This is a genomic window from Salinibacterium amurskyense (assembly GCF_002797685.1).
GTDB lineage: Bacteria > Actinomycetota > Actinomycetes > Actinomycetales > Microbacteriaceae > Rhodoglobus > Rhodoglobus amurskyensis.
Genome location: NZ_PGFH01000001.1, coordinates 1,872,123 through 1,895,621, shown reverse-complemented (window position 1 = coordinate 1,895,621; position 23,499 = coordinate 1,872,123). Strand labels below are relative to the sequence as shown.

Genomic DNA, 23,499 nt, shown 5'->3' with positions numbered 1-23,499 from the left:
AACCCCGTGGTGGACAATCAAAACGCGGTCGTAACAAAGCACATCTTCGTCACCGGAGGAGTCGTCTCTTCTCTCGGTAAAGGCCTCACGGCGGCGAGTCTCGGTAACCTGCTGACAGCACGCGGGCTCCGCGTCGTCATGCAGAAGCTGGATCCCTATCTCAACGTGGATCCCGGCACCATGAACCCCTTCCAGCACGGTGAAGTTTTCGTCACCGACGATGGCGCCGAAACTGACCTCGACATCGGTCACTACGAGCGCTTCCTCGACATCAAGCTCAACCAGGCAGCCAACGTCACTACCGGACAGATTTACTCCGAGGTGATCGCCAAAGAGCGTCGCGGCGAGTACCTCGGCGATACCGTGCAGGTCATCCCGCACATCACCGACGAAATCAAGCGCCGTATGCGCCTGCAGGCCGCTGGCCCGTTTGACGACGAGAACCCGCAGCCCGACGTGATCATCACCGAAATCGGTGGAACCGTCGGCGACATCGAGAGCCTTCCGTTCATCGAGTCGGCACGCCAGGTTCGTCACGAACTCGGCCGCAAGAACGTCTTCTTCGTGCACGTCTCGCTCGTGCCTTTCATGGCCGCTTCGGGCGAGCAGAAGACCAAGCCCACGCAGCACTCCGTTGCCGCACTGCGCTCGATCGGCATCCAGCCCGATGCTCTCGTGCTGCGCAGCGACCGCCCCGTCTCTGAGTCGAACAAGCGCAAGATCGCGCTCATGTGCGACGTAGAAGAAGACGCGGTAGTCAACGCCACGGACGCCGCCAGCATCTACGACATCCCCGAAATGCTGCACAGCCAAGGACTCGACGCCTACATCATCAACCAGATCGGCCTCGAAGCCGACTCGGTCAACTGGGATGGCTGGAGCGAGCTTCTCGAAGCCGTTCACCACCCCAAGCACGAGACCACGATCGGTCTGGTCGGTAAGTACATCGACCTGCCCGACGCCTACCTTTCGGTCACCGAAGCACTGCGTGCCGGCGGTTTCGCGAACAGCGCCAAGGTCAACATCCGCTGGGTTCCCTCCGACGAGTGCGAAACTCCCGAAGGCGCAGCCAAGCACCTCTCCGACCTCGACGGCATCATCGTTCCAGGTGGTTTCGGCGTGCGCGGCATCGAGGGCAAGCTCGGCGCTCTCAAGTTCGTTCGCGAGAACGGCATCCCGGCCCTCGGAATTTGCCTCGGATTGCAGTGCATGGTGATCGAATACGCTCGCGACATGGCCGGCCTCGAAGGCGCGTCATCCACCGAGTTCGACACCGACACGAAGTACCCGGTTATCGCCACGATGGCCGAGCAGGTCGACATCATCGCTGGGGGAGACATGGGCGGCACGATGCGCCTCGGTCTCTACAACGCGAACCTCGAGCCCGGTTCGATCGTCGAAGAGATCTACGGCGCGCCCACCGCGGCCGAGCGCCACCGTCACCGCTACGAGGTGAACAACGAATACCGCCAGCAGATTGCGGATGCCGGACTCACGTTCTCCGGAATCTCGCCCGACCGCACTCTCGTTGAGTTCGTCGAGCTGCCGCGCGAAGTTCACCCGTACTACGTCGGAACTCAGGCTCACCCTGAACTTCTCTCGCGCCCCAACCACGCGCACCCGCTCTTCCGCGGCCTTATTGCCGCAGCGATTGAGCGCCAAAAGTCCAACCGCCTCTTCGAGGTGACCGAGCAGGATGATGCATAACGAACTGAGCGACGACCGCGTCACTCCCGAGCTCCTCAGCACTGAAACGGTGTTCGCGGGGCACGTGTGGAACGTCGATCGCGAGCGTTTTCAGCTCGACGGTACTGCGATCACGCGCGAATTTGTGAACCACACCGGCGCCGTAGCGGTGCTGGCGATGGATGAGCGTGACCGGGTTCTGCTGATCAAGCAGTACCGGCATCCGGTGCGCCTGCGTGACTGGGAACTGCCCGCAGGCTTGCTCGATGTGCTCAACGAGTCACCGCTCATCGCGGCTCAGCGCGAGCTGGCAGAAGAAACCGATCTGCAAGCCGAGTCCTGGCACGTGCTCAGCGAAATGTTGACCTCGCCGGGGGGAAGCAATGAGGCCGTGCGTATTTATCTCGCGCGGGGCGTCAGCGCTACCGGTGAAGTCTTTGACCGTTACGCCGAAGAGGCCGGAATCGAACTTCGCTGGGTTCCGCTCGAAGATGCTGTGGAAGCCGTACTGGAGCGCCGCGTGCAAAACTCGATTCTGTGCCTTGGGCTATTGGCGGCGCAGTTGGGCCGCGACCGAGGGTGGAGCACGCTCGGTGACGCCAACGCTCCGTGGCCGCGGCATCCGCGAAACTACGCTGAATAGCCTCTCGCGGTAGGTTGAGCGACATGACCGAGTCGGCGCATCCCGCAGCGAAGAACGCGATCGCGGTGGCCGCAGAGCGCTATCTGCGGCATCTTGCGATCGAGCGAGGTCTCTCGGCGAATACTCTCGCTGCTTATCGGCGTGATCTCGACAACTACCTCGAATTCTTGAGCGCTCGAGGCTTGGTCACCCCGGCTGCTGTGGCAGCGGATGACGTGACGGCCTTCGCGCACAGCTTGCGAGCCGATACCGAGCGCCCGCTCGCGGCCTCCTCGGTCGCGCGCATGCTCTCAACCGTGCGCGGGCTCCACACCTTTTTCGTCGACGAATCGCTCGCCGGGGAAGACGTTGCGCACACCGTGGCGATTCCGAAACAGCCGATGCGACTGCCGAAGGCCATCACCATCGAGCAAATGACGGCGGTGCTTGGCTCGTTCCCCGGCGACGAAATCATTTCGTTGCGCAACACCGCTCTGCTGGAGTTGCTGTACGCCACGGGTGCGCGCGTTTCGGAGGTCACCGCGCTCAACGTCGACGACATGATTGACGGCGACATCGTGCGCCTGCTGGGTAAGGGAAATAAGCAGCGCATCGTGCCGGTCGGCAGCTTTGCGCAGGCCGCGATTGAGAAGTACCTCGTGCGCGCTCGTCCCGTGCTTTCGGCCAAAGGGGCCTCGACGCCGGCTCTGTTCTTGGGGGCGCGCGGGGCTCGACTGTCTCGCCAAAACGTGTGGTTGATCATCCAATCAGCTGCAGAACGTGCCGAACTGGGCATCGATATATCGCCGCACACCTTCCGGCATTCCTTTGCGACGCATTTGCTCTCGGGCGGAGCCGACGTGCGAGTGGTGCAAGAGCTACTGGGGCACTCCTCGGTCGCGACGACGCAGATCTACACGATGGTGACCGCCGACACTCTGCGGGATATGTACACGACCGCGCATCCGCGAGCCCGGTAGCGGGCGCTCTCGTTGGGCGTGTCGCGCTCTCAAACCTTCAACCTTTGGTAGAGGCGACCCTGCCGTGTCCGCGCGTGGGAGCACGAGCTGCGACGAATGCGCGACGTAAACTTTTGGCATGACGAAACAGCGTGAGAACGAATCGACGCTGGCAGGGTTGGATGTTCAGGCAATGGGTCCAACCGGCCGGCCGATCACCAACTTCCCGGAGCCCCCGCCGCTCGATGGGCACGGCCCCGCACGCATCATTTCGCTGTGCAACCAGAAGGGTGGCGTCGGCAAGACCACGACCACCATCAACCTTGGCGCGTCGTTCGCTGAGTACGGTCGCCGCGTTCTCGCCATCGACTTTGACCCGCAGGGTGCGCTCTCGGCCGGCCTCGGCGTTCCGACGCACGATGTGCCGACAATCTACGACCTGCTGCTCGGCACGATCAAAAACCCGGCAGAAGCGATCGTTCACACGAACGTTCCCGGCCTTGACGTCATCCCGGCGAACATCGACCTCTCGGCCGCAGAAGTGCACCTTGTCAACGAGGTCGCTCGCGAAACGATCCTGGCCCGCGTGCTGCGCAAGGTCAGCGATGACTACGACGTCATCCTGATTGACTGCCAGCCTTCGCTGGGCTTGCTCACCGTCAATGCCCTCACCGCTGCCCACGGCGTGCTCATTCCGTTGGAGTGCGAGTTTTTCGCGCTGCGCGGTGTAGCTCTGCTCGTGGAGACGATTGAAAAGGTTCAGGATCGGCTGAACCCCGCGATCAAGCTCGACGGCATCCTCGCCACCATGTTTGACGCCCGCACGCTGCACTCGCGTGAAGTGCTTGAGCGCGTAGTCGAGAACTTCGGTGACGATGTTCTGGAGACCGTGATCGGTCGTACCGTGAAATTCCCGGATGCCAGCGTTGCCGGTTCTCCCATCACGACCTTCGCCCCCGACCACTCTGCGGCGCACTCTTACCGCCAGGTGGCGCGAGAGTTGATCGCCCGTGGCGCCGTCGCCTAGCGACGTTGAGGCGCCGTCGGCGAGTGGCGCCGACGAAACCGAGACCCCCGCGGCGGGATTCTCTGTTTCTCTCAGCAACTTCAACGGGCCGTTCGACCTGCTGCTGTCGCTCATCACCAAGCATGAGCTCGACATCACCGAGGTCTCGCTTTCGAAGATCACCGACGAGTTCATCGCCTACCTGCGCGATTTCGAGTCGCCCGAGGGCTCGGATGACATCGACGAACTCGATCAGGCCAGCGAATTCTTGGTGGTTGCTGCCACGCTGCTCGACCTCAAGGTAGCGGGACTCCTTCCTCAGGGAGAACTCGTGGATGCCGAAGATGTCGCTCTCCTCGAGGCGCGCGACCTGCTCTTCGCTCGCCTCTTGCAGTACCGCGCCTTCAAACAGGCCAGCGACTGGTTCGGTTCCCACTTCGAGGCGGAAGCCACGCGCACGGTTCGCTCGGTGCGTTTGGAAGAGAAATACCGCACCCAGACTCCCGAGCTCGTGTGGACGCTGAGCCTCGACGATTTTGCGGCACTCGCGACTCTCGCGTTCACGCCGCGAGAGATTCCGAGCGTCGGGCTCGACCATTTGCACGCCCCGCTCATCAGTATCCGCGAACAGGCTGCTCACGTCGTTGCCCTGTTGCGCGCGGGGGAGCCGATGACCTTCCGTCAACTGATCGCGGGCGCCGAGCTCAAGGGCGTCATTGTTGCTCGCTTCTTGGCGGTGCTGGAGCTGTATCGCGGCTCGAACGTGGCGTTCGAGCAGATCGAACCCCTGGGCGAATTGACGGTCCGCTGGACGGCGGATCACTGGTCAGACGATAGCCTCGCTAATCTGGGAGCTGATTATGGAAACTGACACCGCGAGGACCGAAAACCTGCCCACCGAGCAGCCCGACACCGAACCGACCGCGGAAGAACTCGCTGCCGGCCCCGTTGTCGACCTCGCTCGCGGGCTTGAAGCGATCTTCATGGTGGCCGATCAGCCACAGAGCATCGTGAGTCTTGCGACTGCACTGAACGCTCCTGTCGCCGAGATCCGTAAGACGATCACCGCGCTGCGGGCTGATTTCGATGGCGAAGGCGAGGGTCCGCGTCGTGGTTTTGAGCTGCGGGAAGTGGGCGGCGGCTGGCGTATTTACGTGCGCGCCGACTACGACGCCGCGGTGCGCGATTTCGTTTATACACAGAATCCTTCACGCTTGAGTCAGGCCGCATTGGAGACTCTTGCCGTGATTGCGTATAAGCAACCGATCAGTCGCGGGGCGATCGCCGCCGTGCGCGCCGTGAATGTTGACTCAGTAGTGCGTACACTGCTGAGCCGAGGACTTATTACGGAGGCGTTTACCGACAACGAGACGGGCGCCATCCATTACGAAACAACGGAGCTCATGCTCGTGCAATTGGGGATCAACTCCATTGCCGAATTGCCTCCCATCTCGCCACTTTTATCTGATGGTTCGGACGGTTTTGATGAACAACGCTAATGGCGCAGGCGCCAGTCACCCCGAGGGCGAACGCCTTCAAAAAGTAATGGCCGCAGCCGGAGTCGCCTCCCGCCGTGTGTCAGAAGATTTGATCTACCAGGGCCGCGTTGCGGTCAACGGCAAGGTCGTTGAAGAAGCCGGTCGCCGCGTTAAGCCGACCGACCGGGTGACGGTGGATGGCTCGGCCATTCAGCTCGACACGACCAAGCGCTACGTCATGCTCAACAAGCCAGTGGGCGTTGTGAGCTCGATGGCGGATGAGAGTGGTCGCCCCGACCTGCAGCAGTTCACCGGTAACTACGACGAGCGACTGTTCAACGTCGGCCGTCTCGACGTGCAGACCTCCGGACTGATCGTGCTCACGAACGATGGCGAACTCGCGCACGTTCTGGCGCACCCCTCGTTCGGTGTCACCAAGACGTACATCGCCAAGGTTGAGGGCATCGTGAGCGCGCAGACCGTCTCGCAGCTGACCAAAGGCATTGAGCTTGAAGACGGCCCGATCGCTGCCGACAAGGCTCGCGTTATCGGTCGCGCCGTCAACGACGAGTCCATGGTGGAGCTCACGCTTCACTCGGGGCGTAACCGCATCGTTCGCCGCATGATGGAGGCTGCTGGTCACCCGGTGCTCGAGCTCGTTCGTCGCCAGTTTGGGCCGCTCAACCTCGGCAGCCTCGGCGTGGGCAAGACCCGCAATCTCACCAAGGTGGAGCTGGGTGCGGTCTTGACGATCGCCCGTGACGCCGAGGAGCGCTCGTGAATCTAGGCCGCATCACTGGGCAAGTTCGCATCGTTGGTGCGGGATTGCTTGGTGCCAGCATCGGTCACGGCCTGCGGGCCAAGGGCGTTGACGTGATCTTGCACGACGCGTCGCGCACCACAGCGACGCTCGCGATTGACTACGGTGCCGGTCGCGCGCCGCAAGCTGATGACAAGCCGTCGCTCGTGATCGTGGCGGTTCCGCCGGATGTTACGGCGGAGGTCGTCGCGCGCGAACTCATGGCGTGGCCGCAGGCAACCGTGACGGATGTCGCGAGTGTGAAGGTCGGCGTGATCGACGAACTCATCGCGCTGGGTGCCGACCTCGATCGCTACGTGGGCTCGCATCCGCTCGCCGGACGCGAACGCGGGGGAGCCATCTCGGCTCGCGCCGACCTCTTCATCGGTCGCCCGTGGGTGATTGGTCGCGGAGAGCCCTTCCGCCGCCGCGCAATCGAAGACGTTGTTATTGAACTGGGCGCTATCCCCGTGACGATGTCGGCCTCCGAGCACGACGACGCGGTTGCCCTGATTTCGCATGTTCCCCAAGTGGTGGCGAGTTTGCTCGCGCACCGGTTGGCGGGAGCATCCGATGCCGCTGTTGGCCTTGCCGGCCAAGGGCTGCGCGACACCACCCGCATTGCGTCGAGCGCGCCGGAACTGTGGGTTCAAATCTTGGGTGCCAACGCTGGCCCCGTAGCTTCTGTTCTTCGCGAGTTTCAAGCCGAGCTTGCTGTCGCTATCGAAGCGCTGGAGAATCCGGATGCTCCGGGCTCGCGCCGCGCCCTGGCCGAAGTTCTCGCCGGTGGCAACGACGGGGTGGCCCGCATCCCGGGCAAGCACGGAACCAGCAAGCAGTTCAGTCGCCTCGTCGTGATCATCGATGACAAGCCGGGTCAGCTCGCACGACTGCTCACCGAAATCGGCGAAGCGAATGTGAACATGGAAGACTTGCGCCTGGAGCATTCACCGGGTGCCCAGTTCGGCCTCGCCGAAATCTCGGTGTTGCCCGAAAAAGAAGCCACATTGTTGAGCGAGCTCGAAGCTCGCGGTTGGAAGATTGCAGAGACTTTCGCGTGAATAAGAACCCGTCGTTTGTTGTTGTGGCCGTCGATGGCCCGGCCGGCAGCGGAAAGTCGAGTGTCTCGAAGGCGACCGCTCGCGAACTCGGCTTCGATTACCTCGACACGGGAGCTGCCTACCGTGGTTTCGCGCTGCACTGCCTCGAGCGCGGTGTGGACACCCTCGGGCCCGGCGACGTGATCGAGACGCTCCCGCGGTTCGAGTACTCCATCGGTATCGATCCCGACAACTACTTTGTGAAGGTCGACTCGGAGATCGTGACCAACGACATCCGCGAACCTCGCATCACGGGCGTTGTGTCGAACATCGCCCGGGTTCCCGAAGTGCGGGAGTACATGGTGAACCTGTTCCGCAGCATCATCGCTGGCAGCGACAAACCCGGAATTGTGGTGGAAGGCCGTGACATCACCACGGTGGTCGCACCGGATGCTCAGGCGCGAATTCTGCTCACAGCCAGTGAAGAAGCTAGGATGGAAAGGCGTGCGGCCGAACTCTCCGGAGAATCGAGCGCGACAACGGCGCAACAACTCAGTTATCGAGATGCGCAGGACTCCAAAGTCGTGGACTTCATGAACGCCGCCGATGGAGTCATCACCATTGACTCCACCAATCTTGACTTCGATCAAACCGTGACGGCCGTCGCGAGTTTCGTTCGCTCCAGCATGTAAACAAAGGACTACCCATGGCCGATCATTCGCCCGCCGACGACGACTTTCCCGAACTGAATCCGGATCTCGTCGAGCGACTCTCCGGCATGAACGAAGAAGAGGCCGCCCAGCGCACCTCAGCTCTTCGTGCGGGATTGAGCGACTACGACCTCGACGACGACGACATTCAGGTTCTGGAATCAGCATCCGATGACCCGGACGCCGTCTACTACCTTCCCGCTCTGCCCGTTCTCGCGATCGTTGGTCGCCCGAACGTCGGCAAGTCGGCTCTCGTCAATCGCATCATTGGCCGTCGTGAGGCTGTTGTAGAGGACACCCCCGGTGTTACTCGCGACCGTGTGAACTACAAGGCCGAGTGGAACAACCGTCACTTCACGATCGTCGACACCGGCGGCTGGGAACCTGATGCTAAGGGAATCGACGCTTCGGTTGCCGCGCAGGCTGAGATCGCTATCGACCTCGCCGACGCTGTGCTCTTTGTGGTGGATGCCACGGTTGGCCCCACCTCGACCGACGAGCACGTCGTGCGCATGCTTCGAGCCACCAAGAAGCCCGTTATTTTGGTCGCCAACAAGGTTGACGACGTTCATCAGGAATCGGATGCCGCAGCGCTCTGGAGCCTCGGCCTCGGTCAGCCGTGGCCGTCGTCTGCCGTTCACGGCCGTGGTGTTGCTGACCTTCTCGACCACGTGCTCACGGTTCTTCCGGAGATCTCGACTGTGGCTAAGGAAGAAGTGGGTGGCCCGCGCCGCGTTGCTATCCTCGGTCGCCCGAACGTGGGCAAGTCGAGCCTGCTGAACAAGACTGCTGGCGAAGAGCGCGTTGTTGTCAACGACCTCGCCGGCACGACTCGCGACCCCGTCGACGAGCAAATCGAGCTCGGCGGAAAGTTCTGGCGCTTCGTTGACACCGCCGGCATCCGTCGCCGTGTTGCTCTCGCCCAGGGTGCAGACTTCTACGCCACGCTGCGCACGAGTGCCGCGCTGGAAAAGGCTGAAGTTGCCGTCGTCATCTTCGACGTGAGCCAGCCGCTCAGCGTTCAAGACCTCAAGATCGTTGACCTCGTGCTCGAATCGGGCCGGGCGCTCGTTCTGGCCTTCAACAAGTGGGACCTTCTCGACGACGAACGTCGCGACCTGCTCGAGCGTGAGATCGACAAGGACCTCGGCCACGTTGCCTGGGCTCCTCGCGTGAACATCTCGGCTAAGACCGGTCGTCACATGGAGAAGCTGGTTCCGGCTCTCGAACTGGCGTTGGAGTCGTGGGACACCCGCATTCCGACCGGTAAGTTCAACGCGCTTCTTGCTGAACTTACGCAGGAGCACCCTCACCCGCTTCGTGGTGGCAAGCAGCCGCGCATCCTCTTTGGTACGCAGGCATCGAGCCGCCCGCCAACGTTCGTGCTTTTCACGACCGGATTCTTGGACCCGCAGTACCGTCGATTCATTACGCGTCGACTGCGTGAGATCTTCGGCTTCGATGGCAGCCCCATCCAGGTCAACATGCGTGTGCGTGAGAAGCGCAAGCGCAAGTAGGTTCTCGAGACCACCGGCTTCGGCTTAACGACTAAACGGCGAGTCATTCTCCTAGGAGAGTGACTCGCCGTTTGGCGTGCTGCGTTTGCCGATTGGCGCGGTGGGAACGGATGCCGGTGGGCACCCGTTCACACTCCAGCGTTAGTGGCCGACCGGTGCTGCGTTAGCGTCGGCATCGGAGTCGACCTCGGCGTCGTTGCGCTTGACGAAGAACGTGGCGACGATCGCGAACAGCGAGATGATGCCACCCGCCATGAACGCGAGACGAACGCCGGCGGCGAGAGCCTCCGTATCGGGGGCTCCTTCCGCGGCAAGCGCGACGGACTGCACCGTGAGCAGTGCAATGAACAGCGCGGTGCCGGCGGCTCCAGCGAGCTGCTGCACAGTGCCGATGGTGGCGCTGCCGTGCGAGTACAGGTGCGGCTTGAGCGTTCCGAGTGCCGAGGTAAACAGCGGTGTGAACATGAAGGCGAGCCCGATGCTCATGGGCACGTGAATCGCGACAACCATGAGCGCTGAACTGTTCTCGGAGAGCATCGTGAAGCTCCAGAGTGACGCGCTGACGACGATGGCGCCAGGGATCATGAGCGGGCGCGGTCCGACCTTGTCGTACAGTCGACCCACAATCGGCCCGAGAAGGCCCATGATGAGGCTGCCGGGCAGCACAAGGAGTCCGCTCTGGATGGGTTCGAGGCCGAGAACGTCTTGCGTGAACATCGGCAGCAGGATGATGGTGCCGAAGAGGGCAGCCATCATGACCATCATGAGACCAATCGAAATCGCGAAGCCGGAAGCAGCGAAGGTGCGAAGGTCGAGGAGGGCGCTGTCAGTCATCTGGAGCTTCAGCTGGCGAAGGATGAACAGCGCGAGGCTGACTGCACCCGCAATGATCGGGATCGCAGGGGCAATGAGTACTTCGCCGCTGGCTGATTCACCGAGGCTCGAGAGACCGTAGATAAGTCCGGCAAAGGCGACGGCCGAGAGGATGACCGAGAGCACGTCGATCGAGACCTTGCGGGGCTCGGTGACGTTGCGCACCTTGGTGATGCCGAGCATGAGCGCGGTGACCGAGATAGGGATCATGACGATGAAGACCCAGCGCCAGTCAAAGACCGCGAGTACAAGGCCCGCGACCGTGGGGCCAACGGCGGGAGCCATCGACATGACGATGGACACGTTACCCATCGTCTTACCGCGGGTAGCCGGGGGCACGAGAGTCATGACGGTGGTCATGAGCAGCGGCAGCATGATCGCGGTACCGGAGGCCTGGATCACTCGTCCGACAATGAGGATGAAGAACGTCGGCGCAATAGCTCCCAGCAGAGTACCGGCGGTGAAAAGGGACATCGCGGCGATGAAGATGCTGCGCGTCGTGAAGCGTTGGATGAGGAATCCGGTGATCGGAATCACTACCGCCATCGTGAGCATGAACGACGTCGACAACCACTGAGCCGTGCTGGGCTCGATGTTGAGGTCTTCCATGATGCGGGGGATGGCAACGACAAGCGATGTCTCATTGAGGAATACCACGAAGGTTGCCGCGAGCATGAGCGCGATCACAAGACGATTGCGACCGCTGTTGTCGACGGCGCCCGCAGATGAGCCCGCTCCGGGTGGGGCGAGGGGGATACTGCCGGTAATCGGCGCGGTGCTAGTCATGAAAATCCTGTCGTGTCTCAAGCGGTAGGACGAAGCAGCAGCCGAGTTCGAAAGGGCGCACAAATCAGTCGTCGTCTATATTCTCGCTCAGTGCAACGACATCCGACAGCAAAATAATCCCAATTGCGTGGAGTCTGCTTCAAACGGGCTCAGAGCGGGGCGGAAGACGGAAGGAAGTGGGCCTTGCGGCGGGCGCATTACCACTGCCCGAGCATCCGTGTGACCCGCTATCGTGGAGGCACAACTTGTGACACGGGGTGCCCTGCGGGGCTGAGAACACACCCGTCGAACCTGATCTAGTTAGAACTAGCGAAGGGATGTCGTGCATGTCGCGTACGCCACCGAACCTACTGACCGCCACTCAAGATGCGCTCGAGGCGGTGAGATCGACGTCGCCGCTCGTGCAGTGCATCACCAATAGCGTGGTGGTGGGCTTCACCGCCAATGCTCTGCTCGCTGTCGGAGCGGCTCCGGCCATGGTGGATATTCCGGAAGAAGCTGGCATGTTCGCGGGGGTGGCATCCGGAGTACTCATCAATCTCGGTACCTGCCGTGAAGAACAGCGTGCTGCAGCCCTCGAAGCGGCGCCAGCAGCCAACGCTGCCGGAACGCCGTGGGTGCTCGACCCAGTCGCCATCGGTGCTCTGCCCGTGCGAACTCCGCTGGCGTATCGCCTGCGTGACCTCGGCCCCTCCATCGTGCGGGGTAACGCCTCCGAGATTCTGGCGCTCGCCGAACTGGGCACGGGCGGTCGAGGCGTCGACAGTACAAGCAGTGTGGATGCTGCGCTCACCGCTTCGCAGATGCTCGCGCGGGTAACTGGCGGCGTCGTTGCGGTATCGGGAGCGACTGACGTGGTGACCGATGGCGTGAGTGTCGTAAGACTCACGAACGGGCATCCGGTGCTGACCAAAGTGACGGGCGGTGGTTGTGCTCTCGGCGCGATCATGGCGGCGTTTGCTGCAGTGACGCCGGATGCGCTGACCGCTGCTGTGGCGGCGACGAGCGTGTACACAGTGGCGGCCGACCTCGCGGCGGAACGTTCGGCGCTGCCGGGCAGCTTCGCGGTCGCACTCCTCGACGCGCTGAGCGAAGTCTCGGTGGACGACATTGCAGAACGGGCGGTCATCGCGTGAGCGGTTCTGGCGTAGGCAAGAGTATGGATGCAGCAGCAGTGACTGGTTTTCGTGAGAGCTTCGACCTCTCGACGTATTTGGTGACGGACTCGGGGCAGGCGAAAGCTGCGGGCCACGACCTCGTCGATCTCGTCTACGAAGCGGTCGCCGGGGGAGTCACCATCGTGCAGTTGCGCGAGAAGGACATGCCGGCGCGAGAGTTTCTCGACCTGGTGCTGCGCGTCTCCACTGCGGTTGCCCGCAAGGTGCCCGTGCTCGTCAATGACCGCGTCGATGTATACCTCGCTGCGCGCGAGATGGGGGCGAAGGTCGCTGGAGTGCACGTGGGGCAGGGAGACCTGCCCTCGGGATCTGTTCGGGCGCTTGTGGGCCCGCACGCGATCGTGGGGCTCAGTGCTGCGACCGAAGACCAATTGTATGAAGCGAGTGTGGGCTCTGCCGGTGTCGACTATGTCGGTATTGGCGCCCTGCACCCCACGACCACGAAGAAAGACGCCCCGGAGTCTCTGGGGCATGAACGCATGGCGGAGCTTATGGCGCTCAGCACACTACCTGCCGTCGCTATCGGTGGTGTGGGCGTGGATGACCTCGCGCTGCTGCGGGCGGGCGGTGCAGACGGTGCTGCGGTCGTGTCTGCCATCTGTGGCGCGGCCGATCCGCGAGAAGCGGCACGGGCGCTCGCCGCAGCGTGGGCTGGCGTAGTGGCTACTGATGACGAGGGAGAAGACGCGTGAGCGGGGCACGGAGCGAAAACGGTAACGGCAGCAGTAGCGCGGTGCGCGTTCCTCGGGTGCTGAGCATTGCCGGGAGTGATCCCTCGGGCGGTGCGGGGATCCAGGCCGACTTGAAGTCGATCGCAGCCAATGGTGGCTACGGGATGGCAGCGATTACCGCGTTGACCGCTCAGAATACGCAGGGGGTGCGCGGAGTGCATGTGCCGCCCGCCTTGTTCTTGCGCGAGCAGCTTGATGCGCTCAGCGACGATATAGCGATAGATGCCGTGAAGATCGGCATGCTCGGCACCGTTGAGGTCGTGGGGGTTGTGCGGAAGTGGCTCGAGGCCGTGCGCCCGCCGTTGATTGTGCTTGACCCGGTCATGGTCGCCACGAGCGGAGACCGACTGCTGGATGCCGAAGCCGAGCAGGCGCTGCGCGACCTGGTGCGGGTGTGTGACCTTGTCACTCCCAACATCCCCGAACTCGCGATCATCGCCGCGGAACCCGCCGCTGAGTCGTGGCCCGAGGTGCTGGAGCAGGCGGCGCGAGTCTCTGCCTCGTACGGGGTGCGCGTATTGGCCAAGGGTGGACACTTGAGCGGGGCCGAAGCTCCGGATGCGCTGGTGGATGCTCGTTCCGGGAACGCTGCTGTCGTTACTGAGTTTGACGGCATCCGTATAGAGACCAGCAACACCCACGGAACGGGCTGTTCGCTGTCGAGTGCGCTCGCGACCCGGATTGCGGCCGGCGGTGAGTGGGCCGCCGCTGTGGGGGAGTCGAAGCGGTGGTTGAGCGAGAGCATCCGTGCCGGTGCAGCGTTGCAGGTGGGTGGCGGGCATGGTCCGATTAGTCACTTTGCCGGGTTGTGGGAGCGCGGCGGCGTAGAGACGGCGCTGACCGCTGCTGAGGTGCGCGAGCAGTGGTGGGCGCAGATCGCCTCGGTGCGGGCTGAGATCGACGGAGGTGACTTCGTGCGGGCACTGGGTGATGGTTCTCTCGACCGAGGCGACTTCGTCTGGTACCTGGCTCAGGATGCCCTCTACCTGCGCGATTATGCGCGGGCGCTCGCCGAAGCTGCCCGACTGGCACCCACCGCAGCAGAGCAAGCATTCTGGGCCTCAAGTGCCGAGGGGTGCATCGTGACGGAACTGCAGTTGCACGAGTCGTGGTCTCCCGAGGGCGAAGTGTTTGCTGCCTCGCCCAGTGCGACCACTACCGGGTACCTCAACCACCTGCTGGCGACAGCCGCCCGCGGTGACTATGCGGTGCTCGCTGCGGCCCTTCTGCCGTGCTTCTGGGTGTACCACGACGTCGGATCCCGCCTGCACCCGCTAGCGCACCCCGAGCACCCCTACGCCGACTGGTTGACCACCTATGCCGACGAGGCATTCACGGATGCCACAGAGAAAGCCATCACGATAGTGACGGCGCTCGCGGCAGACGCAACCCCGCAGGTTCGGGATGCGATGCTCACCGCTTTCGTGGCATCCACGGAGCACGAACGCGAGTTCTTCGCCGCCGCGCACGGGGTCAGCTCGAAATGATTCGGATTCTGTGCCACTTTTGACCCCAATGTGAACATCGGTACCCAAATTTCACGATAAGCTATTCGAGTTGTCACGGGCTGTGGCGCAGCTTGGTAGCGCACTTGACTGGGGGTCAAGGGGTCGCAGGTTCAAATCCTGTCAGCCCGACAATACGAGAGAAGGACCGTCCATCTGGACGGTCCTTTTTTCGTGCTCTGAGCATCTGGTTCCAAGACGCTGCAGATGAGACTTCTTGCACAGCTTTCTCCGCATCGCTAAGGTCACATTTCGATGATTGGAGCCGCAGCGCGAGGCGGCGACATAATCAACCGGGTGCAGGTCGATACAAATCTTTGAGGAATAACAGTTCTTGATCGGGATATGTGGATCCGGAATTCCGGTTTCTTGGGTCACCGCGGAATCGGTTGAACAAGGTGGAGGTCGCCGCACTTGGGGCTACTGATCATCAGTAGTAGTGCGGACGTGGGCGCGTTGGCCCTGCCGCCCGACAAGGCTGAGGTATTCGACGGGGCCCGCGCTGGTCGCGCCAAACCAGTGCGGGGTGCGTGTGTCGAATTCGGCGGCTTCTCCCGCGTGGAGGATAAAGTCGTGGTCACCGAGGACGAGGCGCAGGGTGCCGTTGAGGACATAGGCCCAGTCGTATCCCTCGTGAGAGCGGAGAGCAGGCACGGCATCGTCGTTGCCCGCGGGGAGAACAAACTTGAATGCTTGGATGCCTCCGGGGCGGCGGGTGAGCGGGATGATGATCGACCCGTCGGTGCACGACATGGGGCGAAGATCGACGCGGGGGTTGGCCGTGCGGGGCGCGTCAACAAGAGAGTCGAGCGTGACGCCGTAATAGCGGGCTAACGGCAGGAGTTGCTCGAGCGTGGGTCGGCGTAGACCGACCTCCAACCGTGAGAGCGTACTCGCGGATATCCCAGTCTCGGCAGCAAGCGACGTCAGGGTGACGTCACGCCGCAGGCGTAGGTGCTTGAGTCGGGGGCCGACGGTCTCGAGAGTCTGGCTAGCAGGTTCGTCCATATCGCCATTTTGCCATTTAGCAAGGATATTTGCCAGAACGAGCGGTAGCGAGGGAGTCTGATTCAAACATCACGACCGACAGGAGCGCTGCCACGGTCGGGAGATTCGTGATGAGCGCATCTCGCTGATGCCCGCTGAACCAACCGTGAAAGGAATTCCTCAACTATGACTTCCACCCCTGCGACCGATGAGGCCACGGCCTCGCCGCTCATCGAGGATCCACGCCGTCGGCGTGCGATTCTCTGGGCCGTCTGCATCGCCTTAATGGCCGTCGTCGCCTCCGTCTCGGGCCTCAACGTGGCCCAGCCACAGTTGGCCACGACCTTCGATGCCTCTCAAGGGCAAGTGCTCTGGATGATCAATACCTACACCCTCACTCTCGCGGCTCTCCTGCTGCCGCTAGGCGCAGCAGGCGACCGGCTGGGACGCAAGCCCGTCCTTATCGTTGGGCTGATCGTCTTCGGGATCGCGAATATCTCCGCCGCCGTCGCCCCTATCGTGGAGGTCATGCTGGCAGCGCGCCTACTCAGTGGTATCGGCGCGGCGATGATCATGCCCGTCACACTCTCTGTGATCACTTCCTCATTCCCCGACAAGGAGCGTTCCAGAGCGATCGGCTTGTGGACCGCGGTGGCCGGTGGCGGCGGCATCCTCGGCATGTATCTCTCCGCCCTGCTGGTGGATGCTGCGTCTTGGCGGTGGCTCTTCGCGCTGCCCATCGTGCTCACGGTTGCAGCGGTGCTGATCGGGGTCCGTGCCGTTCCGAACTCTCGCGAACTAGCCCCAGGCCGGTTCGACCTGCTCGGCACTCTCACCTCGATCATCGCCACTGTAGGATTCACCTTCGCCCTACATGAGGCGCCCGGACTCGGCTGGACTGCTCCAATCGTTCTCGCCACTCTGGCCGCCGCGCTTATCGCGACCGTTGGGTTCGTAGCGTGGGAGCTGCGCACCCCGTTCCCTCTGCTGGACCTGAGGCACTTCCGTACCCGTGGACTTTCCTCCGGAACCACGCTGCTGCTCGTACTGTTCGGCGTACAGGGTGGCGTCTCTCTGGTTTTGTACCCGTTCTTCCAAGTCGTACTCGGCTGGAGTGGGCTGCTGGCCACTCTCGGCCTGATGCCGATGGCGCTGCTGATGATGCTCGCGTCTGGCCTTGCGCCTCGCCTCGCGGCCCGGATCGGCGCCCGCGCAGCAATGGTTGGAGGGCTGAGCATCACCACCATAGGGCTTGCACTCATGGCAGCACTCGTCTCAATTTCAGGTGGCTATCTCAGCGTTCTTCCCGGTCTGATCGCCATGGGACTTGGCGCAGGTCTGGCGATGACTCCGTCGACCGAGGCCATCACTTCCTCGCTCCCGCGGGAACAACAAGGCGTGGCGTCCGCACTCAACGATCTCACCCGCGAACTCGGCTCTGCGCTTGGTATCGCCCTGCTTGGCGGCCTCCTTGTTGCTGGATACCAAAACACCATCTCAGCTCGTCTTGACGGCGTACCGGAGGAACTCGCCGCTACAGCGAGCGAAGGCATCGCCAACGCCTCCGCCGTCAGCCATGACGCCGGTGAGTACGCGGAGCAGATCCTCGTTGCCGCGCAGGAGGCGTTCGTCGCCGGGTGGCAGCAGGCCATGTGGGTCGGAGTCGCCGTGATGACCGTCCTTATGCTCTTTGTCCTCGTTCGTGGCCCCAAGACCGCCCCGGCTGAGATCGAAGTCTCTCCATAACAGCCGCCACATGGTCTGATCATCGCTATGGAGTACGTGAGCCATCGGGATGATAATTTCCTCATAAGAAAAGGGACCGTCCATCTGGACGGTCCCTTTTCGTGGTCTACGGGCCTATAGAACGGGTTCCCGTCGAGCACGGCACGCTCGACATTGTCGACGCTGAGCCGTGCCTGACTGAGGTCTAGTCCTTGCGCTTGTTAGCGGCCTTGTCTTTCTTGTCAGCGCGCTTCTCCTTGAGAGACTTGCTCGCTACAGTCTTGCCGGATGATTTTTTGGGTGATTTATCGGCCATGACGTTGTCCTCCTGTGAGCCGAGTGGCTCGTGCCCCGAGCGTACCCGCTATTGTTCGTGGCGGGAGAGTCGGTGTAGCCCCTCGTCAATACTCACGGCTGGCGACCAGTCCAGAGCCTCGCGGATGTCGCGCTGATCGAACCAGTGCGCCGTCGACAGCTGCTCGGCGAGGAAGCGCGTCATGGGTGGCTCGTCCGCTCCGGGGCGCACTGCCCATACCCGCTCGACCAAGGATCCTGCGGTGCGTCCCACGGCGGCCGGGATGCTCCAGCGCGGCGGCTGGACCCCAGAAGCGAGGCAGATGCCCGCCAAGATGTCGGCAACGGGACGCGGTTCGCCGTTGGTCAGAACGTAGGCCTTGCCGTGGGCCGTGTCGGCGCGGTGCAGGGCGGCCACGATTCCGGATGCCGCGTTGTCGATGTAGGTCGTGTCGATGAGGGCGGTGCCGCCATTGAGCAGGGGCAGGCGTCCACGGCGAGCTCGATCGACGATGCGGCCGACGAGTTGAGTGTCGCCCGGGCCCCAGACGAGATGCGGGCGAATGGCGACCACGTGCATCCGGTCGCTGTCGCTGGCGAGAGCAAGCAATTCCGCGGTGGCCTTAGTGCGCGCATATTCGCTGCGGGCATGTTCGGGCGACGCGGGTTCAGCGCCGACGCCTGCCAGCGCGGAGCCCGAGTGCGCGACCGAGGGCGACGACACCTGCACAAAGCGGGAAACGCCGGCTGCTTCGGCTGCGGCGAGCACGAGCTGGGTTCCCTCGACGTTGACGGTGTGGAACGCGTGCGGGTCACCGGCGAGCGATACCTTCGCGGCGAGGTGGATCACGCCTTCGACGCCTTCCATCGCAGTCGCGACGTGATCCGGGTCGGTAATCGAGCCGAGGAAGTCCGTGACGCCGTCGACGCCAGATGGTCGTCGTTGCAGCGTGCGCACGTCATGCCCCGCGGCGACTGCCTCAGCGGCGACCGCGCGTCCAAGAAATCCGGATGCCCCGGTAACGAGCACGATCATGGTGCAGTCGGCTTTCCGCCAGCCAGCAGTCGCTCCGCCCACACTGACAACCGCGAGCGGTCGATCTTGGAGTTGTGGCGGATGTCGGTCGGCAGCTCGGGAACGGCGAGTACGGCCACGAGCGGCAGCGTCGTGCTCTCGCGAACGGCCGCGGTCAGCTCGGGGCTGGCGAGCCCAGGCCGACGAGTCGGCGACACAGTCTCGACTACCGCGACAGCCTGCCGCAGTTGGTGCGGCCCGACGCCGACGACGGCAGCTCGGCGTACGGCCGCGACACTCTCAACGTCTTGTTCGGCGCCGACCGGAGCGATGGGCCCCGTCGAGGTCACGATCACGTGGGGCAGTCGACCTTCGACCCAGAGGCGGCCGAGCTCATCGAGATGACCGACGTCGCCGGTGCGGTGCCAGCGCGCGGCGGGCGCAGCCGGTGCATCCGTCGCGTCCGATGCGGCAGCAGAACCCACGGCATCCGTCTCGACCGTAGTCTCGCGGGCAGCTTCGCGGTCGGTGAGCCACAGTCGGTCGTAGTGGTCCTTGAGGTGCGGGGCCGAGACGACGATTTCACCGAGAACGCCGGGCTCTGTGCTGGGCGACCCAGTCGCTGCGCCGTGTTCATCGAGCGCGCTGATGCGCAGCTGGTTCTCGCCGATCGGCTTGCCCACACATACGCCTGTGTTCGCACCGCCGGCGGCGGCGCGGATGCCGTCGAGCGTGATGTCGGTCACGAGAAGGCATTCGGTCATGCCGTAGGGCGAGTGCGCGGTCGCGTTCGGCATGATCGTGCCGACGGAAGCGAGTAGTTCGGAACCGATGGGTGCGCCGGTGGAGAGGAACGAGCGGACGCGTTCGAGTTCACTGCGGTCGTTCGACGTGAGATCTCCCGCCGTGGCCACCACATTGAGGATGGCAGCGGGGGAGAGGAAGACCATGCTGGCGCCGGATGCCTCGACGGCAGCCGCGACAGCTCGAGCCGTGAGAGTGCGGGGAGCCGACACATCCATCTCGGGGGTCACGGAGCGCGTGCCGAGTGCAGGACCCAGCAGGGCGAACGGTGCGAACCCGGTGACGAGTCCGGTGTCGGAGGTCACTTCGAAGTGGCTGGCGAGCACATCGCGCAGGGCGGAGAGCTGACCGTGGCGGTACACGACACCCTTGGCGGGGCCGGTTGAGCCCGAGGTGAAGAGAATCGCTGCGTCATCCCCAGACCGTGGTTCGGCGGGGAGAGGCGTATTGGCGCCGAGTGTGATGAGGTCGCGCAGACTGTACGAAACTCCGAGAGTCGCGGCGGAAACCTTGGGCAGTTGCGCGGTGGAGATGCGCACTCCCGGCCAGCCCAGCGTGCGGGCGGCGATGAGGCCGGGGGCTTCGCCGATCACGAAGTCGGGCCAGGATCCGCGCACGGCACGGGTGAGTCCCTTGACGCCGAGGCCGGCATCCGCGACGACGATGACGGCGCCGATGCGCAGGCAGGCGTAGACCACGGCAGTGAGCGTCGGCCCGGGCGGCACGAGCAGGGAAACCCGCTGGCCCTTGCGCACGCCGATCGCGGTGAGGCCGGCGGCGATGCGGTTCACGCGGTCGCTGAGTTGGCGCCAACTGACCTGCTGGGGACCGCGGTTTCCTCGTGTCGACATGTCGATTACAGCGGTGGCAGTGTCGTCGGCGCGCTTGTCGAGGTTGTGCCAAAGCGGCACGAAGCTTGAGTCGTCTGAGGTTGCGGATGCTGCGGCGATCGCTTCCCGCGGCGACGGCGAGGCCGGGGCAGAGTCGGAGCCCGGGCTCGCGAGACTCGCGGCGTTGTCGCCGAGCCAGGTCAGCACGAAGTCGGCGTACGGCACGTCTTCGGCAACGAGGTGGCCGGCGCCCTCAAAACGGTGGACGTTGGCGTGCGGGAGTCGTTCGATGAGGTCATCGAGGTAGTAGTCGCTGAAGATCGGATCGCGCGGTCCCCACAGCATGAGCGCAGGCAGGTCGAGTTGTGCAACGGCGGTCGCGATGCGGTCGAGCTCGCTGAAGCTTTCGTGGCTGGAATCGACGGGGATGTCGGCAACGAAGCCGCCGATTCCTCCGCGACGCGCTGCCGTGCGGTACGGCGCACGGTAGGCATCCTTCACCGCGGGGTCGAGCGGCTCAGACGTAAGCGCGAGCGTGGTCTCTAAGAACGCGGGGGTGCGCACAGTGGATGCCGCCAGCATCCCGCGTGCTCGAGCGAGCCGCAGCGGTGCCGGAATCGGCTTGCCGGTCTCGTGATGCACGGCGGTGTTCAGCAGCATGACGCCGGTCAGCTGCTCCGCGTGGTCGACGGCCCAGCCGAGGGAGACGACGCCGCCCCAGTCGTGACCGAGCGAGATGACGGGGCCATCAAGAGAGAGCGCTTCGGTGAACGCGGTGAGATCGGCGACACGCTGCGCGAGCGGACGATGGATGCCGGTGCGCTCAGAGAAGCCCATGTCGAGTTGGTCGACGGCGATGACGCGCCACGCGGGCGCCGCCGCTGCAGATGCGTCGTCAGCCGCAGCCCCATCCTCGGCTGCCTGAAGAGTCTGCGTCAGCAATTCACGCCAGTAATACGACCAGGTCGGGTTGCCGTGGACAGCCAAGATGGTGCCGGCGATGGGCACGCCGAGGCGTGCCAACTCGTCGCCGTTATCGAGGTAGTGCCAGTCGCGGGTGAGTCCCGCATCCACACCACTTCCGGGTACGGCGGTAACTCGGCTGAAGCGCGGGTCGAGCCCGGGCAGGTCGTGCGGCGGGCGGGAAGCGGCTTCAGTCACCATGCGAGTTCCATCATTGCTGTGTTGAGGCCGGAGCCGACGCCCATGAGCAGAACGCGGTCGCCCTTCTTGAGGGTCCCTTGCGCTTCGTCGAGGGTGATGGGAATCGACGCGGGGCCGACGTTGCCGTACTGCGGGAAGGTGGTGGGCACACGGTCTCGGTCGAGTTTTGCCGCCTTGACGATGGCGTTGGTGTGTACCGATGACACCTGGTGGGTGACGTAGAGGTCCATCTTCGACCAGTCCCATTCGGTGGATGCTTCTTTCCACGCCGAGACGACGAGGTCGAGGCCACCTTTGAGAAGTGCTTTCGCGTCGGTGAACATGCCGTCGACGCTGCCGACACAGAGTTCGTGGAACTGGGTTGCCGCGCGGGTGACGCCGCCGAGAATCGGATGACCGGCCGGGTGTTCGTCGGTGCGTCCGAGTACAGCAGCAGCGGCTCCGGAGCCGAGGGTGAGCGACGCGAATTCGCTCATGAAGCCGTCACGATCGGAATCCTGCTTGAGCAGGCGGTCGATGGTGTTGGTTTGGATGTCATCCGCGTCTTCGCCATTGACGATGATCGCGTAGCGGATCTGGCCCGACTCGATCATGTTGGCAGCAAGGTTCATGCCGCTCACGAAGCCGAGGCACGCGTTGGCGACATCGAAGTTGATGGCCGAGCTGGGCAGGCCGAGGCCGTGGTGCAGGCGCACCGCCACCGAGGGTTCAAGGTGCTTGCGGCTCACAGAAGTGTTGATGAGGAGGCCGACTTCAGAGGCATCCACACCAGCTTCGGCAAGCGCGCGTTGGCCTGCTGAAACGGTGGCGTCGTCAGATGTTTCGCCGACAGCCCAGTTGCGACGTTCGAGAACACCGGCCACCCGTTGCAGGAGTCTGCTGGGCAACGCGAGGCGCGAGAACGCCGGGGCGAGGCGTGCCTCGAGGTCTTCTGATGTGGTTACCCGGCTGGGTAGTGTGCTCGCGACCGACAACAGTGAAACATTGTTGAAGCGCGTGTTGGCATTTCCGGCCACGGAACCTCCGTCGAGCGAGCCCCGCGGGCTCAGTAATCAAGAGGCCTAGTTTATGCCAGTTGGCTGAGCCTTGCCTTCTGGCCCGGCGGTGGGGCGTGAGCAGCACTCGCGCGTGTCGCGAGACAGCCGCCGAATGAGTACGTGAACTAGAGCTTGTTCTGCAGTTCGCAGACGACATCTGCCTCGATCGGAGTGCCGTCTTCGAACTCGCCTGCCCAGCGCACTTCGACGATGTCACGGCTGCCGTCAGCTGTTCGTGCGCCGAGCTCGGACTGCGGCGTGAGTTGTCCCTTGGCGGGGCTGCCGACGCCGGCAGCTCCGGTGAGGTCACCGAATCTGAACCCGCCGTCAGCCACCGACACCAAGTTCATCGACATCTCTTCGTGCGCTTTCACGTTGTCGAGGGCGAGGATCATGAAAAGACCAGGCATGGTCAGGTCTCCGACGTCTTCGCTGCCCGCCTGACGGCTGATATCGCAGTCCCCAGTGAAGTCGGGGAACTCGACGCCGTTGATACGCAGCGTGGCGTTGCCGACATCATCGGACGTGAAGCCGCCAGCAGCAGGCTCGTCTGGGGTTCCCTCGTCGCCTGTGGTCTCATCCGTCGTGGATTCTTCTGTCGTCGCAGAGTCTGCGGGCTCGTCAGCGGCGGGGGAGCAGGCCGCGAGCGTGGCACTGACAGCGAGAGCGATTGCTGCGACCCGCGCTGTGCGCACCCAAGAAAGAGGAGACGGCATGAGGGACGAGTGCGCAGTTGTCATGAGATCAAGGTTC

General features: G+C 63.5%; 20 protein-coding genes, 1 tRNA gene and 1 riboswitch. Of the genes, 15 read left to right on the top strand and 6 right to left on the bottom strand.

What is annotated here, in order from left to right; genetic code table 11:
- The first annotated feature begins 6 nt into the window (after positions 1-6).
- From CLV85_RS09055 to der, 10 genes are all read left to right on the top strand, one after another.
- Positions 7-1,707 carry a CTP synthase gene (locus CLV85_RS09055; protein WP_189621804.1) on the top strand — a complete coding sequence of 567 codons (1,701 nt, stop codon included), beginning with the start codon at positions 7-9 and terminating at the stop codon, positions 1,705-1,707.
- Positions 1,697-2,329, top strand: a complete 633-nt coding sequence (locus tag CLV85_RS09050) for an NUDIX domain-containing protein (protein WP_189621805.1) — start codon at positions 1,697-1,699, stop codon at positions 2,327-2,329. The genes CLV85_RS09055 and CLV85_RS09050 overlap by 11 nt, the downstream gene beginning before the upstream one ends.
- Before the next feature lie 23 nt (positions 2,330-2,352).
- Complete coding sequence (locus CLV85_RS09045; protein ID WP_100389192.1) at positions 2,353-3,288, top strand: site-specific tyrosine recombinase XerD; 936 nt, start codon at positions 2,353-2,355, stop codon at positions 3,286-3,288.
- A 118-nt stretch (positions 3,289-3,406) separates the two neighbouring features.
- On the top strand, positions 3,407-4,294 hold the full coding sequence (locus CLV85_RS09040) for a ParA family protein (protein ID WP_100389191.1): 888 nt from the start codon (positions 3,407-3,409) through the stop codon (positions 4,292-4,294).
- Positions 4,278-5,144, top strand: coding sequence for a segregation and condensation protein A (locus tag CLV85_RS09035; protein WP_100389190.1), 867 nt, complete (start codon positions 4,278-4,280; stop codon positions 5,142-5,144). The genes CLV85_RS09040 and CLV85_RS09035 overlap by 17 nt, the downstream gene beginning before the upstream one ends.
- Complete coding sequence (scpB, locus tag CLV85_RS09030; protein WP_100389189.1) at positions 5,134-5,772, top strand: SMC-Scp complex subunit ScpB; 639 nt, start codon at positions 5,134-5,136, stop codon at positions 5,770-5,772. The genes CLV85_RS09035 and scpB overlap by 11 nt, the downstream gene beginning before the upstream one ends.
- Positions 5,759-6,532, top strand: a complete 774-nt coding sequence (locus CLV85_RS09025) for a pseudouridine synthase (protein ID WP_100389188.1) — start codon at positions 5,759-5,761, stop codon at positions 6,530-6,532. Before scpB ends, CLV85_RS09025 begins: the two co-directional genes overlap by 14 nt.
- Positions 6,529-7,611 (top strand): prephenate dehydrogenase, encoded by a 1,083-nt coding sequence (locus CLV85_RS09020; RefSeq protein ID WP_100389187.1) that lies wholly within the window; start codon positions 6,529-6,531, stop codon positions 7,609-7,611. The genes CLV85_RS09025 and CLV85_RS09020 overlap by 4 nt, the downstream gene beginning before the upstream one ends.
- A complete protein-coding gene (cmk, locus tag CLV85_RS09015) occupies positions 7,608-8,282 on the top strand; it encodes a (d)CMP kinase (RefSeq protein ID WP_100389186.1) in 675 nt (224 codons plus the stop codon). The genes CLV85_RS09020 and cmk overlap by 4 nt, the downstream gene beginning before the upstream one ends.
- A 14-nt stretch (positions 8,283-8,296) precedes the next feature.
- Positions 8,297-9,817 carry a ribosome biogenesis GTPase Der gene (gene der, locus CLV85_RS09010; RefSeq protein ID WP_100389185.1) on the top strand — a complete coding sequence of 507 codons (1,521 nt, stop codon included), beginning with the start codon at positions 8,297-8,299 and terminating at the stop codon, positions 9,815-9,817.
- A 141-nt stretch (positions 9,818-9,958) separates the two neighbouring features.
- On the opposite strand, the gene CLV85_RS09005 is transcribed toward der, so the two are convergent.
- Positions 9,959-11,476: an MDR family MFS transporter gene (locus CLV85_RS09005; protein ID WP_100389184.1), complete on the bottom strand. Its 1,518-nt coding sequence runs from the start codon at positions 11,474-11,476 to the stop codon at positions 9,959-9,961.
- Between the two features lie 243 nt (positions 11,477-11,719).
- Positions 11,720-11,811: riboswitch (TPP riboswitch) on the top strand.
- On the opposite strand from CLV85_RS09005, the gene thiM reads away from it, so the two are divergent.
- The 4 genes from thiM to CLV85_RS08985 all read left to right on the top strand — a co-directional run bounded on the left by thiM (position 11,803) and on the right by CLV85_RS08985 (position 15,022).
- Positions 11,803-12,612 (top strand): hydroxyethylthiazole kinase, encoded by an 810-nt coding sequence (gene thiM, locus CLV85_RS09000; RefSeq protein WP_100389183.1) that lies wholly within the window; start codon positions 11,803-11,805, stop codon positions 12,610-12,612. It overlaps the preceding riboswitch by 9 nt.
- A gap of 23 nt (positions 12,613-12,635) precedes the next feature.
- On the top strand, positions 12,636-13,346 hold the full coding sequence (gene thiE / locus CLV85_RS08995) for a thiamine phosphate synthase (protein ID WP_100389182.1): 711 nt from the start codon (positions 12,636-12,638) through the stop codon (positions 13,344-13,346).
- Positions 13,343-14,872, top strand: a complete 1,530-nt coding sequence (locus CLV85_RS08990; RefSeq protein ID WP_100389181.1) for a bifunctional hydroxymethylpyrimidine kinase/phosphomethylpyrimidine kinase — start codon at positions 13,343-13,345, stop codon at positions 14,870-14,872. Before thiE ends, CLV85_RS08990 begins: the two co-directional genes overlap by 4 nt.
- A gap of 76 nt (positions 14,873-14,948) precedes the next feature.
- Positions 14,949-15,022: transfer RNA gene (locus tag CLV85_RS08985), tRNA-Pro, on the top strand.
- 288 nt (positions 15,023-15,310) lie between these two features.
- Here CLV85_RS08985 and CLV85_RS08980 read toward each other — a convergent pair.
- Entirely contained in the window at positions 15,311-15,898 is a 588-nt protein-coding gene (locus tag CLV85_RS08980) for a helix-turn-helix domain-containing protein (RefSeq protein ID WP_100389180.1), read from the bottom strand.
- A gap of 165 nt (positions 15,899-16,063) precedes the next feature.
- Here CLV85_RS08980 and CLV85_RS08975 point away from each other — a divergent pair, with 165 nt between their 5' ends.
- Entirely contained in the window at positions 16,064-17,623 is a 1,560-nt protein-coding gene (locus CLV85_RS08975; protein WP_100389179.1) for an MFS transporter, read from the top strand.
- Between the two features lie 343 nt (positions 17,624-17,966).
- On the opposite strand, the gene CLV85_RS08970 is transcribed toward CLV85_RS08975, so the two are convergent.
- The 4 genes from CLV85_RS08970 to CLV85_RS08955 form a co-directional block, all read right to left on the bottom strand.
- Positions 17,967-18,932, bottom strand: a complete 966-nt coding sequence (locus CLV85_RS08970; RefSeq protein WP_100389178.1) for an NAD-dependent epimerase/dehydratase family protein — start codon at positions 18,930-18,932, stop codon at positions 17,967-17,969.
- Entirely contained in the window at positions 18,929-21,709 is a 2,781-nt protein-coding gene (locus CLV85_RS08965) for an alpha/beta fold hydrolase (protein WP_100389177.1), read from the bottom strand. The genes CLV85_RS08970 and CLV85_RS08965 overlap by 4 nt, the downstream gene beginning before the upstream one ends.
- Positions 21,703-22,725, bottom strand: a complete 1,023-nt coding sequence (locus tag CLV85_RS08960) for a 3-oxoacyl-ACP synthase III (protein WP_100389176.1) — start codon at positions 22,723-22,725, stop codon at positions 21,703-21,705. The genes CLV85_RS08965 and CLV85_RS08960 overlap by 7 nt, the downstream gene beginning before the upstream one ends.
- A 146-nt stretch (positions 22,726-22,871) precedes the next feature.
- Positions 22,872-23,486, bottom strand: coding sequence for a hypothetical protein (locus CLV85_RS08955; RefSeq protein ID WP_100389175.1), 615 nt, complete (start codon positions 23,484-23,486; stop codon positions 22,872-22,874).
- Positions 23,487-23,499: the final 13 nt, after the last annotated feature.